The sequence below is a fragment of the Modestobacter muralis genome (genome assembly GCF_010682105.1).
Lineage (GTDB): Bacteria > Actinomycetota > Actinomycetes > Mycobacteriales > Geodermatophilaceae > Modestobacter > Modestobacter muralis.
Window position 1 is genome coordinate 23,251 of record NZ_JAAGWH010000048.1, and the last position, 14,030, is coordinate 37,280.

General features: G+C 75.8%; 14 protein-coding genes. 2 read left to right on the top strand and 12 right to left on the bottom strand.

Annotated elements, in window-relative coordinates; all coding sequences use genetic code 11:
* Positions 1-43 precede the first annotated feature (43 nt).
* Positions 44-1,243, bottom strand: a complete 1,200-nt coding sequence (ftsY, locus tag GCU67_RS15640) for a signal recognition particle-docking protein FtsY (RefSeq protein WP_163612148.1) — start codon at positions 1,241-1,243, stop codon at positions 44-46.
* Positions 1,244-1,281: 38 nt separating this feature from the next.
* Between ftsY and GCU67_RS15645 the strand changes: the two genes are divergently transcribed.
* Complete coding sequence (locus tag GCU67_RS15645; protein WP_163612149.1) at positions 1,282-2,937, top strand: alkaline phosphatase D family protein; 1,656 nt, start codon at positions 1,282-1,284, stop codon at positions 2,935-2,937.
* Positions 2,938-2,975: 38 nt separating this feature from the next.
* Entirely contained in the window at positions 2,976-3,728 is a 753-nt protein-coding gene (locus tag GCU67_RS15650) for an endonuclease/exonuclease/phosphatase family protein (protein WP_163612150.1), read from the top strand.
* Positions 3,729-3,834: 106 nt separating this feature from the next.
* On the opposite strand, the gene smc is transcribed toward GCU67_RS15650, so the two are convergent.
* The 11 genes from smc to GCU67_RS15705 all read right to left on the bottom strand — a co-directional run.
* Positions 3,835-7,401 carry a chromosome segregation protein SMC gene (smc, locus tag GCU67_RS15655; protein WP_163612151.1) on the bottom strand — a complete coding sequence of 1,189 codons (3,567 nt, stop codon included), beginning with the start codon at positions 7,399-7,401 and terminating at the stop codon, positions 3,835-3,837.
* A 142-nt stretch (positions 7,402-7,543) separates the two neighbouring features.
* Entirely contained in the window at positions 7,544-7,735 is a 192-nt protein-coding gene (locus tag GCU67_RS15660; RefSeq protein ID WP_163612152.1) for a hypothetical protein, read from the bottom strand.
* Positions 7,736-7,884: 149 nt separating this feature from the next.
* Positions 7,885-8,157 (bottom strand): acylphosphatase, encoded by a 273-nt coding sequence (locus GCU67_RS15665; RefSeq protein ID WP_163612153.1) that lies wholly within the window; start codon positions 8,155-8,157, stop codon positions 7,885-7,887.
* On the bottom strand, positions 8,154-9,032 hold the full coding sequence (mutM, locus tag GCU67_RS15670) for a bifunctional DNA-formamidopyrimidine glycosylase/DNA-(apurinic or apyrimidinic site) lyase (protein ID WP_163612154.1): 879 nt from the start codon (positions 9,030-9,032) through the stop codon (positions 8,154-8,156). The genes GCU67_RS15665 and mutM overlap by 4 nt, the downstream gene beginning before the upstream one ends.
* 3 nt (positions 9,033-9,035) lie before the next feature.
* The gene (gene rnc / locus GCU67_RS15675; RefSeq protein WP_338105060.1) at positions 9,036-9,875 is read right to left on the bottom strand and encodes a ribonuclease III; all 840 of its coding nucleotides are present in this window, start codon (positions 9,873-9,875) and stop codon (positions 9,036-9,038) included.
* A gap of 17 nt (positions 9,876-9,892) precedes the next feature.
* Positions 9,893-10,072, bottom strand: a complete 180-nt coding sequence (gene rpmF / locus GCU67_RS15680) for a 50S ribosomal protein L32 (protein WP_163612155.1) — start codon at positions 10,070-10,072, stop codon at positions 9,893-9,895.
* A gap of 1 nt (position 10,073) precedes the next feature.
* Positions 10,074-10,787 carry a YceD family protein gene (locus tag GCU67_RS15685; protein WP_163612156.1) on the bottom strand — a complete coding sequence of 238 codons (714 nt, stop codon included), beginning with the start codon at positions 10,785-10,787 and terminating at the stop codon, positions 10,074-10,076.
* Between the two features lie 182 nt (positions 10,788-10,969).
* A complete protein-coding gene (locus tag GCU67_RS15690; protein ID WP_163612157.1) occupies positions 10,970-11,659 on the bottom strand; it encodes a hypothetical protein in 690 nt (229 codons plus the stop codon).
* The gene (coaD, locus tag GCU67_RS15695; protein WP_163612158.1) at positions 11,656-12,144 is read right to left on the bottom strand and encodes a pantetheine-phosphate adenylyltransferase; all 489 of its coding nucleotides are present in this window, start codon (positions 12,142-12,144) and stop codon (positions 11,656-11,658) included. Before coaD ends, GCU67_RS15690 begins: the two co-directional genes overlap by 4 nt.
* On the bottom strand, positions 12,141-12,695 hold the full coding sequence (gene rsmD / locus GCU67_RS15700; RefSeq protein WP_163612159.1) for a 16S rRNA (guanine(966)-N(2))-methyltransferase RsmD: 555 nt from the start codon (positions 12,693-12,695) through the stop codon (positions 12,141-12,143). The genes coaD and rsmD overlap by 4 nt, the downstream gene beginning before the upstream one ends.
* Positions 12,696-12,783: 88 nt before the next feature.
* A partial coding sequence (locus tag GCU67_RS15705; protein ID WP_163612160.1) for an ATP-dependent DNA helicase RecG occupies positions 12,784-14,030 on the bottom strand: 1,247 nt, incomplete at its 5' end.

Consider the following 14,030-nt stretch of genomic DNA (forward strand, 5'->3'; position numbering starts at 1 on the left):
CCGCCTGCCGCTCGCCGCCGGCGGGGCCTGCAGCGAGACCGGGTCAGACGTTCCCGACCAGGGCCTCCGCGAAGGCCTCGGGCTCGAAGGGCGCCAGGTCGTCGGGGCCCTCGCCCAGGCCGACCAGCTTCACCGGGATGCCCAGCTCCCGCTGCACGGCCACGACGATGCCGCCCTTGGCGGTGCCGTCGAGCTTGGTGAGCACCACGCCGGTGACGGTGACGGCCTCGGTGAACACCCGGGCCTGCACCACGCCGTTCTGGCCCGTGGTGGCGTCGAGGACCAGCAGCACCTCGTCGACCGGGCCCAGCTTCTCCACGACCCGCTTGACCTTGCCCAGCTCGTCCATCAGCCCGGACTTGGTGTGCAGCCGGCCGGCCGTGTCGATCAGCACGGTGTCCACCCCGGCGTCGATGCCGGTGCGCACGGCCTCGAAGGCCACCGACGCCGGGTCGCCGCCCTCGCGGCCGCGGACGGTGAGCACCCCGACCCGCTCGCCCCACGTCTCCAGCTGGTCGGCGGCCGCGGCGCGGAAGGTGTCGGCGGCACCGAGGACGACGCTGCGGCCGTCACCGACCAGCGCGCGGGCGATCTTGCCGACCGTCGTGGTCTTGCCGGCGCCGTTGACCCCGACGACCAGGACGACGGCGGGGCGGTCGGGCTGCTCGGTGGCCAGCGTGCGGTCCAGGTCCGGGCCGAGCACGGCGGTGAGCTCGCGGACGACGAGGTCGCGCAGCTGGGTGCCCGAGGCGGTGGCCAGCACCAGGGTCTGGGTGCGCAGCCGCTGCACGATCTGGGTGGTGGCGGCGAGGCCGACGTCGGCGGCCAGGAGGGTCTCCTCGACCTCCTCCCAGTCGTCCTCGGTCAGCTTCTCCCGGGACAGCACGGTGAGCAGGCCGCGGCCCAGCGAGGACTGCGAGCGGGCCAGCCGGGAGCGCAGTCGCACCAGCCGGCCGGCCGAGGGCGGCGGGGTGTCGAAGACCAGCCCGGGCTCGGGCTCGGCCGGCGGCAGGTCGACCGTCGGGGTCGGCGCCTCGGCCAGCGAGGTCGGGTCGACCGCGGTCGCGCCGGCCTGGGCGGCGGGGTCCGCGGTCGTGACCGGGGGCCGGGGACGCGTCAGCGTGGTGCCCGCCGCGGCGTCGGTGTCGAGCCGGGTGGTGCGCCGGCCGCGGCCGACGAGCAGGCTCGCCCCCAGCACGAGGGCGACGACGAGGATCGCGAGGGCGATCAGCACGAACTCCATGCCCACAGTCTCCCAGCACGATGGGGCAGGCTGTGCCCATGCCCGAGACCGCCGGCACCCGCCCGCTCCTGCTGCTGGGTCCGCTCCTGCGCCACGTCGACCCGGTGTCGGCCACCCTGTGGGTGGAGACCGACCGTGCGTGCGAGGTCGAGGTGCTCGGCCACCGGGCCCGCACCTTCCGCGTCAACGGCCACCACTACGCCCTCGTCGTCGTCGAGGGCCTGGCGCCCGGCAGCGTCACCCCCTACGAGGTGCACCTGGACGGCGCGCGGGTGTGGCCGCCGGCCCGGTCGGTGTTCCCGCCCAGCCGGATCCGCACCACCGGCGGCGACGGCGCCTTCCGGCTGGCGTTCGGGTCCTGCCGCTACGCGACCCCCACGACCGTCGACGTCCGGGACGGCATCCCGCCGGACGCCCTCGACAGCTACGCCCGGCGGCTGGTCGACCTGCCCGAGGACCAGTGGCCCGACGCCCTGGTGCTGCTGGGCGACCAGGTCTACGCCGACGAGATCACCCCGGCGACGCGCGACTGGCTGGCCGCCCGCCGCGACCTCGACGTCCCGCCCGGCGCGCAGGCCGCCGACTTCGAGGAGTACACCCGGCTCTACCTGGAGTCCTGGGGCGACCCGCAGGTGCGGTGGCTGCTGTCGACGGTGCCGGCCTCGATGGTCTTCGACGACCACGAGATGATCGACGACTGGAACACCTCGGCCGCCTGGCGCGAGGAGGTCACCGGCACGGACTGGTGGCAGCGGCGCATCTCTGGCGGGCTGGTCAGCTACTGGGTGTACCAGCACCTGGGCAACCTCTCGCCCAACGAGCTGGCCGACGACGACACCTGGCAGGCGATCGCGGCCGCACCCGACGAGGACGCCGGCCCGCTGCTGGACGAGATGGCCCGCATCGCCGACACCCAGCCGCACACGGTGCGCTGGAGCTACGTCCGGCACTGGGGCACGGCGCGGCTGATCATGGTCGACAGCCGGGCGGGCCGGGTGCTCACCGAGGACGACCGGAAGATCCTCGACGACGAGGAGTTCGACTGGGTCGAGGCCGCCGTCGCCCGGTCGGTGGAGGACGACGTCGAGCACGTGCTGATCGGGACGTCGCTGCCCTGGCTGCTGCCGCACTCGGTGCACGACCTGGAGCGGTGGAACGAGACGCTGTCGGTGCGGCACGCGGGGAAGCCGCTGGGCCGCCTGGCGGAGGCGCTGCGGCAGGCCGCGGACCTGGAGCACTGGGCGGCGTTCGGGCAGTCCTTCGAACGGCTCGGCGCGCTGATGGTGCGGCTGGGTCGCGGCGAGCTGGGGCGCCCGCCGGCGACCGCGCTGGTGCTGTCCGGCGACGTGCACCACGCCTACGCCGCCGAGCTGGTCAACCCAGGTGGGCTGGACACCCGGGTGCACCAGCTGACCGTCTCGCCGTTGCACAACTCCGCGCCGCACGCCATCGAGATCGGCTTCAAGGTGGGCTGGAGCCGCTGGGCCCAGGCGCTGACCGGCGGGCTGCGGCGGCTGGCCCGGGTGGAGCGCAGCGAGCTGCGGTGGGCCAAGCAGGCCGGCCCGTTCTTCGGCAACGAGCTCGGTGAGCTCGTGCTGGAGGGCCGCAACGCCCGGTTCCTGCTCTGGGCCACCAGCCGCGACGACGACGGCGCGCCCCGGTTCACCCAGGTGCTGGACACCCGCCTGTCGTGACAGTGCTCTCGTGACCCCACTCTCGTGACCCGGCCGTCGTGACGCCGGTGCGGCTGGTCACCTTCAACGTCCACCACGGGGTGGGCCTCGACGGCCGGCACGACCTGGACCGGCTGACCCGGCTGCTGGCGGCCACCGACGCCGAGGTGCTGTGCCTGCAGGAGGTCGACCGGCACTTCGGCGCCCGCAGTGAGCACGCCGACCAGGTGCAGGCGCTGGCCGGGGCGCTGGGCCTCGAGCTGGCGTTCGCCGCCTCCCTCGACGAGCCGGCCGACGGCCCGGGACGGCGGCAGTACGGCAACGCCCTGCTGTCCCGGCTGCCGCTGCTGGACGCCCGGGTGCACCGGCTGCCCGGGACCGGCGAGCCGCGGACCGCCCTGCGCGCGGTGGTGCAGACCGACGGCGGCGCGCTGGCGGTCACGACCACCCACCTGGCCAACCGCTCGCGGGCCGACCGCGCCGCCCAGGCAACGGTGCTCGCGGAGCTGGCGGGGTCGGACGGCGTCGTGGTGGGCGACCTCAACGCCGACGCCCGGGCACCGGAGCTGGCGCCGCTGCGCGCCCGGCTCACCGACGCCTGGACCGCCGCCCCCGACCGCGGCGACCAGTCACGGCGGCTGTCGCTGCACCGGGGGCAGGGCTGCACCCACCCGGTGCGGCGCCCGCGGGTGCGCATCGACCAGGTGTGGGTGCCACCGGGCGTGACCGTGACCGCGGCCCGGGTGCTGGACGGGTCGGCAGTCTCCGACCACCACCCGTTCCAGGTCGACCTGTCGGTCACCCCCCGCTGACCAGCGCGGCCATGTTCGCGGACATGGCCCACACACTCGGCCCGCCCAGGCGCCGTCGTAGGGCCTCGCGGCGCGCGGAGCGTGTCGCGGGGGCGAGGGGCCTCGTTCAGGCGGTCTCGAGCTCGCGGAGCCGCTGGCTGATCACGCCGGTGATCCCGTCGCCGCGCATGCTCACCCCGTACAGGGCGTCGGCGATCTCCATCGTCCGCTTCTGGTGGGTGATGATGATCAGCTGCGAGGTGTCCCGCAGCTGCTCGACGAGGGTGAGCAGCCGGCCGAGGTTGACGTCGTCGAGGGCGGCCTCGACCTCGTCGAGCACGTAGAACGGCGAAGGCCGGGCGCGGAAGATGGCGACCAGCAGCGCCACGGCGGTCAGCGAGCGCTCGCCGCCGGACAGCAGCGACAGCCGCTTGACCTTCTTGCCCGGGGGGCGCGCCTCGATCTCGACACCGGTGGTGAGCAGGTCCTCGGGGTCGGTCAGGAAGATCCGGCCCTCACCGCCCGGGAAGAGGGTGGCGAAGACCAGCTCGAACTCGCGCTGGGTGTCGGCGAAGGCCTCGGCGAACACCTCGTGGATGCGGGCGTCGACCTCGCGCACCACGGTGAGCAGGTCACGGCGGGTGTTCTTCAGGTCCTCCAGCTGGGTGGCCAGGAAGGTGTGCCGCTCCTCCAGCGCCGCGAACTCCTCCAGTGCCAGCGGGTTGACCTTGCCCAGGGCCGCCAGGTCGCGCTCGGCGCGGGAGGCCCGCTGCTCCTGGGTGCCGCGGTCGTAGGGCACCGGCTGCGGCTCGGGCTCCCCCGCCGCCTCGGCCGCGGCGAGCTGGGCCTGCGTGGGCGCCACCGGTGCGGCCGGCCCGTACTCGGCGAGCAGGGTCGGCAGGTCGACGCCGTACTCCTCGGCCGCCCGGGCCTCCAGCGCCTCGATCCGCAGCCGTTGCTCGGCGCGGGCGACCTCGTCGCGGTGCACCTCGTCGGTGAGCCGGTCCAGCTCGGCGGTGTGCTCCCGCACCCGCGCGCGCACGACCAGCAGCTCGGCCTCCCGCCCGGTACGGGCCTCGGCCAGCGCGTCCCGCTCGGCGGCGGCCCGGGCCAGCGACGTCCCGAGGTGGGTCAGCGCGTCCTCCGCACCGGCGCGCACGGTCGCGGCCACCCGGGCACCGCGCTCACGCGCGACGCGGGCCGCGGCGGCGCGCTCGCGCGCCGCCCGCTCCTGCCGGGCCTGGCGGCGCAGCGACTCGGCGCGGCCGGCCAGCGACCGGGCCCGCTCCTCGGCGGTGCGCACGGCCAGCCGGGCCTCGGTCTCGGCCTGCCGGGCCGCGGCGGCCTCGGCGCGGAGCCGGTCGCGGGCCTCGGTCGAGGGCTCCTCCTCCACCGGCGCGGCCTCGGCGGCGGCCAGCCGCTCCTCCAGCCCACCCAGCCCGGTGAGGGCCTGCTCCCGAGCCTGCTCGGCCCGGACCCGGGCGGCGTCGAGCCGCTCGGCCTCGGCGAGGGCGGACCGGGCCGCAGCACCGAGCTCGGCGAGCTCCGCGGCGGCGGCGGACCGGGCGCGGTCGGAGGCCTGGCGGGCGGTCAGGGCGGTGTCGACGTCGGCGGACCGGGCGGTGGCGACCTCCCGGGCCTCGGCGAGCTCGTCGGCCAGCCGGGCCGCAGTGGCCGCAGCGTGCTCCAGCCCGGCCGCGGCCTCCTCGACCCGGGCGCGCACCTCCAGCCCGGAGGGGGCGTTGGCCTGACCGCCCACCGACCAGTCGGCGCCCAGCAGGTCGCCGCCCTCGGTGACCGCCCGCACCCGCGGGTGGACGCCGACGAGCGCCACGGCCGTCGGCAGGTCGGCCACGACGGCCACCCGCTCCAGCGCCCGGGCCAGCGCCGGGCCGAGCTCGGCGGGGGCCGCGACGAGGTCCAGTGCCCAGCGGGCGCCGTCGGGCAGCTCGGGCCAGCCGTCGCGGGACACCGGCGGGAGCCCGCCGGTGACCAGCAGCCCGGCGCGCCCGCCCCCGGTCCCGGCCAGGTGGGTGAGCACGCCGGCGGCCTCGGCGACCCCGGCGACGACGACGGCGTCGGCGAGCCCGCCCAGCGCGGCGGCCAACGCCACCTCGGCGCCGGGGGTGACGGTCAGCCGGTCGGGCACCGGCCCGACCACCCCGGGCAGCCCCGAGGCCAGCACGGCCGCCGCGCCGTCGGCCGGGGCGAGCCCGAGCGCCAGGGCGTCCCGGCGGGCCTGCCAGCCGGCCCGGTCGCGCTCGGCGGCCCGCTCGGCGGCGATGAGCTCGGTGACCGCCGCGACGGCGGCGGTGTGCGCGGCGCGGGCGGCGGCGTGCGCGGCCGAGAGGTCCTCGTCGCCCCCGGCGTCGGTGTCCAGCTGGTCGCGCCGGGCGGCGAGCCGTTCCTCGGCGACCTGGGCGCGGTCGGCGGCCTCAGCGGTGGCGACGGCCAGCCGCTCGATCTCCGCGGCACCCGCCGCGGCGCGGGACCGCCCGGCGGCGACCTGACCCGAGAGCCGGGCCAGCTGCTCGCGACGGTCGGCGAGGGCCCGGGCGGCGGCGACCAGCGCCCGTTCGGCGTCGGTGAGCCCGGCCTCGACGTCGGTGCGGACGGCGACCGCGGTGGCCAGCCGCTCCCGCTCGGCGGCCAGCGAGGCGGCCAGCTCCTGCTCGGTGGTCTCGATCCGGTCGGCCTCGGCGTCGAGCTGCTCGGGGTCGCGCCCACCGGTGGCGACGGGCGGTGCGGCGGCCAGGTGCCGGTGACGCTCGGCGGCCAGCTGCCCGATGCCGCGGAACCGCTCGGCCAGCGTGGACAGCCGGTACCAGCTCTCCTGGGCGGTGGCGAGGACCGGGGCGTCGGCGGCCAGCTGCCGCTCCAGCGCCGACTCGGAGCGCGCCGCCACTGCGAGCGCCGCCTCGACGGTGGACCGGCGGGTGCGGGCGGCGGTCTCGTCGGCGATGTCGGCGTCCAGGGCGTCGCGCAAGTGCACCAGGTCGTCGGCGAGCAGCCGCAGCCGGGCGTCGCGCAGGTCGGCCTGGACGCCGGCGGCCCGCCGGGCGACCTCGGCCTGGCGGCCCAGCGGCTTGAGCTGACGGCGCAGCTCGGAGGTGAGGTCACCCAGCCGGTCGAGGTTGGCCTGCATCGCGTCGAGCTTGCGGAGCGCCTTCTCCTTGCGCTTGCGGTGCTTGAGGACCCCGGCGGCCTCCTCGACGAAGGCCCGGCGGTCCTCCGGGCGGCCGGACAGCACCGCGTCGAGCTGGCCCTGCCCGACGATGACGTGCATCTCGCGGCCGATGCCGGAGTCGCTGAGCAGCTCCTGGACGTCGAGGAGGCGCACCTTGTCGCCGTTGATCTCGTACTCGCTCTCCCCGGAGCGGTACATGCGGCGGGTGATGGACACCTCGGTGTAGTCGATCGGCAGGGCGCCGTCGGCGTTGTCGATGGTGAGGGTCACCTCGGCCCGGCCGAGGGCCTGCCGGCCGGCGGTGCCGGCGAAGATGACGTCCTCCATCTTGCCGCCGCGCAGGCTCTTCGCGCCCTGCTCGCCGAGCACCCAGGCGATCGCGTCGACGACGTTGGACTTGCCCGAGCCGTTCGGCCCGACGACGGCGGTGATGCCCGGCTCCAGCCGCAGCGTCGTCGGCGACGCGAAGGACTTGAAGCCCTTGAGCGTCAGGCTGGACAGGTGCACGCAGCGACCCTAGCTCCGACCAGTGACGGAACCGTCACCGACAGAGCAGCCCCGCATCAGCACCAGCGGCCGAGCTCGTCCGGCCCCGCCGCAGGGTCCCGCCGCGAGCGGAGCGGGTGGCGGGGGGCGGCGGGGTCCTTCGTCAGGCGAGGACGGAGGAGGCCGAGTCGTCGGCCATGTGCAGCAGCTCGCGGGCGATGGCGGCGTCCCGCTCGTCGCGCAGGACGGCCAGCTGGGTCTCCAGGCGGCGGACCTGGGCGCGCAGTGCGGCGTTCTCGGCGGCCAGGCGCATCTCGTGCGGGGCGACGACGGAACCGAACAGGGCCTTGGCCATGACTGCGTGGCCTCTCGCTGCGTGAGGTGGGTCCCGTCGCACCGCCGGAGGGCGGTCTGCGCGGGCTGGTGACCTCAGGGTGACACCGCTCGCGACCTGGGTCAACGGCTCCGGCGGGGCCTCACCGTGTCGAGCAGATGTCGTCTTCGTCACCCCACGGTGAAGCCGGACACCGCCCGTACCGGCTCGTCCCGGCTCTCGACGCCGGTGACCGACCCGGGCGCGCGCGGGCCGGAGAGCTCGGCCAGCACCGCGCGGACGTCGTCCTCGGGCCCCTCCAGGACGACCTCGACCCGGCCGTCGGGGAGGTTGGTCGCCGAGCCGGCGAGGCCGCGGGCGGTCGCGGCCTGCCGCGCCGACCAGCGGTACCCGACGCCCTGCACGTGCCCGGAGACCAGTGCGACCACCCGGACGGCGCTCACGGACGGCGGGCGCGCGGCCGGGGCTGGCACTGCGGGCACGAGTAGCTGGAGCGGTTCATGAACGACTCCCGGCGGATCGGCGTCCCGCAGCGGGGGCAGGGGCGGTCGAGCTGGCCGTAGACGGCCAGGTGGCGGGAGTAGTAGCCGCTCTGCCCGTTGACGTCGACGTAGAGGGAGTCGAACGACGTCCCGCCCTGGGCCAGGCTCTCCCCCAGGACGTCGCGGATGCCCTCGAGCAGGTCGACGACCTGGGCGCGGGTCAGCTTGTCGGTGGGCCGGGCACCGTGCAGCCGGGCACGCCAGAGCGACTCGTCGGCGTAGATGTTGCCGACGCCGCCGATCAGCGTCTGGTCGAGCAGGGCCCGCTTGACCTCGGTGTGCCTGCGGCGCAGGGCCGCGCTGAACGCGTCGACGTCGAAGCCGGGGTCCAGCGGGTCGATGGCGATGTGCGCCAGCCGCGGCGGGACGTCGTCCCCGCCCGGGGCGTCCTCCACGGCCAGGCCGCCGAAGGTGCGCTGGTCGACGAAGCGCAGCTCACGGCCGCCGTCGGTGAACCGGAAGCGCGCCCGCAGGTGCACCTCGTCGGGCTCCTCGGGCTTCTCGACGAGCAGCTGGCCGCTCATGCCGAGGTGGGCGACGAGCGCGCGGTCCGACGCGGTGCCGTCGGCCTCGGCCAGCGGCAGCCACAGGTACTTGCCGCGCCGGTGGGCGGCGGTGAGGGTGCGGCCGGTCAGGGTGGCGACGAAGTGGTCGGCGCCCTCGAGGTGCCGGCGGACCGCCCGGGGGTGGCGCACCTCGACCTCGGCGATCGTGCGGCCGGCGACCCAGCGCGCCAGCCCACGCCGGACGACCTCGACCTCGGGCAGCTCGGGCACGGCTCAGCCGGCCGTCGGTCCGTCGTCGGCAGGCGCGGCCGGGTCGGGCACGGCGGACAGTGCCCGCCAGGCGGCCTCGGCGGCCTCCTGCTCGGCGGCCTTCTTGGTGCGGCCACGGCCGGAGCCGCGGACCTGCCTGGCGAGCAGGACGTCGGCGGTGAAGGTCTTGGCGTGGTCGGGGCCCTCGTCGGCCACGTCGTACACCGGCGCACCCAGGCCGAGGGAGGCCCCGAGCTCCTGCAGGCTGGTCTTCCAGTCCAGGCCGGCGCCGCGGGTGGCGGACTCGGCCAGCAGCGGGTCGAACAGCCGGTGGACGATCACCGAGGCGGTGTCCAGGCCCTGGCCCAGGTGGACCGCGCCCAGCAGCGCCTCGAGCGCGTCGGCGAGGATCGAGTCCTTCTCCCGGCCACCGGTGGCCTGCTCGCCGCGGCCCAGCAGCAGGTGCGGACCGATGCCGCCCTCCCCCAGGGCGCGCGAGACGCGGGCGAGGGAGGTCATGTTCACCACCGAGGCACGAAGCTTGGCCAGCTGCCCCTCGGGCAGGTCGGGGTGGCTGCGGTACAGCTCGTCGGTGACGACCAGCCCCAGCACCGAGTCCCCGAGGAACTCCAGGCGCTCGTTGGTGGGCAGGCCGCCGTGCTCGTAGGCGTAGGACCGGTGGGTCAGCGCCAGCTGGAGCAGGTCAGCGGGGAGCTCGACGCCCAAGGCGTCGGCGAGCCAGGCGGCGGCACGGCTCAGGTGCTCGCCGTCCGCGGGCGCGCGACCACCGGCGTGCCCGGCCCGGGAGCCCCCGGAAGGGGCGCCCGGTGCCGGGGACGCCGGTGCGGTGGTCGACTGCGCCACGCTGGGAGAACTCCGGCTCAGACCGCGAGGACCTGACGACCGTCGTGCTGACCGCAGGTCGGGCAGGCGATGTGCGGCGGCTTGAGCTCGCGGCAGGCCGGGTTCGGGCAGGGCGCGAGCGTGGGGGCCGTGGCCTTCCACTGCGACCGACGGGCCCGGGTGTTGGACCGGGACATCTTCCTCTTCGGAACGGCCACGTCAGTTCTCCTCTGGGTTGGTGCGGCTGGCGGACCCCGGCTGGGGTCGATCCGCGCTGTCGGTGGTGTCGGGGTCGGCGAGACGGGCAGCGAGCCCGGCCCACCGGGGGTCGATGACCTCGTGCGAGTGGTCGGCCGGCAGGTCGTCGAGCCGCTCGCCGCAGTCCACGCACAGACCTGCGCAGTCGGGCGTGCAGGTCGGGGACAGCGGCAGGGTCAGGACGACGGTGTCCCGGACCAGCGGAGCGAGGTCGAGGGACTCGCCGTCGATGCGGCGCACCTCGTCCTCCTCACTGGTGGCCTCGGTGGTGCTGCCGGAGTAGGCGTACAGCTCCTGGACGTCGAAGGTGAGCGTGTCCTCCAGCGGGTCCAGGCAGCGCGCGCACTGACCGGTCACCGGGAGCTCCACCTGACCGGAGACGAGCACGCCCTCCATGACCGACTCCAGCCGCAGGCGCAGGTGCACCGGGGCGCCCTCGGGCACGCCGATCATCTCCACGCCCCAGCCGGCCAGGGCCGGGAGGGTCTTGTCCCACTCGCGCATGGAGCCGGCGCGGCGGCCGATCTCGCGGAGGTCGATCTTCCACGCCTTCTCCCGGGCCTTCTCGGCACTGGAGCGGGCGGCCTGGTCGGTGGTGGTGTCCACGGGGTCGCCAGCGGGGCGCCGGGCGTCGGTGGACGCGGCGCCGTGGGCGGGCGAGGGAGCAGCAGGCATGTCAGTACTCGTCGTCATCGTCGGTGGGTTCGCCGGCGCGGGGCACCGCGCAGGGAGGGCACGCGGCACGGCAACAGCCGGACAGAGGGCAAGACTACCCGACGCCGTCGCACCGCCCTCAGGACGGCGAGGTGGTCAGCGGGTACCGGTGTCCGCGAGCTGCCGCATCACGGTGCACACCGTCAGGGTGACCGCAGGTTGGCGCGTGCCTTCTCCACCGAACGCGTCATGTGCGCCAGCGTGTTCCCGAAGTCGGCGAGCCGGGTGTCGACGTACTCGTCGACCTCGACCCGCATCCGGGCCACCTCGGCGGCGGTCTGCGCGCCGAGCTCGTCGGCCCGGTCGACGGCGGTGCGGTACACCTCGGTCTCGGCGATGAGCCGCTCGTGCTCGGCCTGGCCGGCGGCGACGAGCTCGGCGTGCTGCTCGTGGGCGTCGGCGAGCAGCTGCTCGTGCAGCTGGCGGGCCTCGGCCACGATCGCCTCCGCCTCGGCCTCGGCCAGCCGCAGCAGGTCGTCGGCCTGGGCCTGGGCCTGGGCGAGCACCTCGTCGCGCTGGCGCCGGGCGGTGCCGATCAGCTCCTCGCGCTGCCGGCGGGCGGTGGCGACCACCTGCTCGCTCTCGCTGCGCGTGCGGCCGGTGAGGCGCTCGGCCTCGGCCTGGGCCTGCTGCAGGATCTCGGTGCGCTGCTCGACGATGGCGCCGGCCTGCTGCACCTCGTCGGGCAGGTTCTCCCGCAGGTCGTCGAGCAGGTCCAGCAGGTGGTCGCGCGGCACCATGCAGGAGGCCGACATCGGCACGCTGCGGGCGTTCTCGATGACGGTGGTCAGCTCGTCGACGGTCTCGTACAGCCGGTACACGACCTCGGTCACGACTGCTCCCCCTCGGTGAACCGGGCCACCAGCCGGTCGTTGACCGCCCGGGGCACCAGCGAGGACACGTCGCCGCCGAACCTGGCGATCTGCTTGACCAGGCTGGAGGACAGGTGCCCGACCTGGGGTGCGGTGGGCACGAAGAGCGTCTCGATCCCGGCCAGCTCGCGGTTCATCTGGGCCATCTGCAGCTCGTACTCGAAGTCACCGACCGCGCGCAGGCCCTTGACGATCACCGGGACGTCGTGGCTGCGGCACCAGTCGACCAGCAGGCCGGAGAAGCTGGTGACCGTCACGTTCGGGCACGCCTCCACCGCCCGGCGCAGCAGCTCCATGCGCTCGTCGACGTCGAAGAGTCCGGCCTTGCCCGGGTTCACCAGCACCGCCACGACCAGTTCGTCGTACAGGGCCGCGGCGCGCGTGATCACGTCGACATGGCCGTTGGTGACCGGGTCGAACGAGCCTGGACAGACCGCACGCCTCACGGGAAGCGACCGTACCGGAGCACCGCCTCCCCGTAGCGCCGATCTCGGATGCCCTCCAGGGGTGTCGGCCACTCGAAGGGCGCCTCGCGGCTGGAACGCTCGACCACGACGACGGCGTCCGGGGTGAGCCAGCCCCCGGCGACCAGCGCGCGCAGCACGCCCAGCACCTCCTCCAGGGGGGCGGCGTACGGCGGGTCGGCGAAGACCAGGTCGAAGGGCGCCGTCGCGGGGACGGCGACGACGGCCGGGACGCTGCCGGGCAGCACCACCGCCCCGCGCATCCGCATCATCGCGACGTTGTCCCGCAGGACGGGCAGCACCCCGCCGCCGTTCTCCACCAGGACCACCTCGGCCGCGCCGCGGGACAGCGCCTCCAGCCCCAGGGCACCCGTCCCCGCGTAGAGGTCGAGCACCCGGGCACCCTCGAGGTCGATCATCGAGCCGAGGGAGTTGAACAGGCCCTCCCGGGCCCGGTCACCGGTGGGCCGCACCCCCGTCCGCGGCACCTTGAGCGTCCGCCCCCCGGCCACGCCGGAGATCAGCCGCGTCATCGCTCCCCCTCCTGGGACGACGCCGGTGCCGGCCCCGTCCAGAGGCTCGCCCCGAGCTCGCGAGGGGTGAGGGGGACGGGGTCCTTCGTCATGCCTTCTCCAGGTAGTCGGCGCGCTCGTCGAGGCTCATCGCGGCCACGGCGGCGGCCAGTTCGGGGTGGTCGGCCAGGCCGCGGCCCTGCTCGACCAGCGCGGTCGCCTCGGCGCGGGCCTCGGCGATGAGCGCCTCGTCGTCGACGAGCGAGAGCAGCCGCACCCCGGAGCGGCGGCCGGACTGGGCGGCGCCGAGGACGTCGCCCTCCCGCCGGGTCTCCAGGTCCAGCCGGGCCAGGGCGAACCCGTCGGTGGTGGAGGCGACCGCGGCCAGCCGCTGCCCGGTGGCCGAGCTGCTGGGCGCCTCGCTGACCAGCAGGCACAGCCCGGCGTGCTTGCCCCGGGCCACCCGGCCGCGCAGCTGGTGGAGCTGGCTGACCCCGAACCGGTCGGCGTCCATCACGACCATGACGGTCGCGTTGGGCACGTCGACGCCGACCTCGACCACGGTGGTGGCGACCAGGACGTCGACCTCGGCGGCGGCGAAGGCCCGCATCCGGGCCTCCTTGTCCTCGGGGGTCATCCGGCCGTGCAGCACCTCGACCCGCAGCGCGGACAGGGGCCCGGCACGCAGGCCCTCGGCGACGTCGAGCACCGCCAGGGGCGGGCGCTTGTCGCTGGTGCCGGCCTTCTCCTCCGGCATCGGGGCGCCGTCGGCGCCGTCCGGGCCGTCGTCGCCCTTGCCGCCCTCGTCGAGGTCGCCGATCCGCGGGCAGACGACGTAGGCCTGCCGGCCGGCGGCGACCTCCTCCCGGACCCGGGCCCAGGCGCGGTCCAGCCAGGCCGGCTTCTCCCCCACCGGCACGACCGAGCTGGAGACCCCGCCGCGGCCGGCGGGCAGCTGGCGCAGCGTGGAGGTCTCCAGGTCGCCGTAGACGGTCATCGCCACGGTGCGCGGGATCGGGGTGGCGGTCATGACGAGCACGTGCGGCGGGCGGTTGCCCTTGGCGCGCAGGGCGTCGCGCTGCTCGACGCCGAAGCGGTGCTGCTCGTCGACCACGACCAGCCCCAGGTCGGCGAACTCCACGCCCTCCTGCAGCAGCGCGTGGGTGCCGACGACGATGCCGGCGCTGCCGTCGGCGACCGCGGCCCGGGCCTGCCGGCGGACGGCGGCCTTCTGCGACCCGGTGAGCAGCTGCACCCGGGTGCCGGAGGCATCGCCGTCCACCTCACCGGCCCGGCCCAGCGGGCCCAGGATCGCGGCCAGGCTGCGGGCGTGCTGGGCGGCCAGGACCTCGGTGG

Coding starts and splice junctions, on each gene's coding strand:
- GCU67_RS15685 (WP_163612156.1), bottom strand. CDS start 10,787: ATGCCTGCTGCTCCCTCGCCCGCCCACGGCGCCGCGTCCACCGACGCC.
- rsmD (WP_163612159.1), bottom strand. CDS start 12,695: ATGACGCGGCTGATCTCCGGCGTGGCCGGGGGGCGGACGCTCAAGGTG.
- GCU67_RS15645 (WP_163612149.1), top strand. CDS start 1,282: ATGCCCGAGACCGCCGGCACCCGCCCGCTCCTGCTGCTGGGTCCGCTC.
- ftsY (WP_163612148.1), bottom strand. CDS start 1,243: ATGGAGTTCGTGCTGATCGCCCTCGCGATCCTCGTCGTCGCCCTCGTG.
- GCU67_RS15660 (WP_163612152.1), bottom strand. CDS start 7,735: ATGGCCAAGGCCCTGTTCGGTTCCGTCGTCGCCCCGCACGAGATGCGC.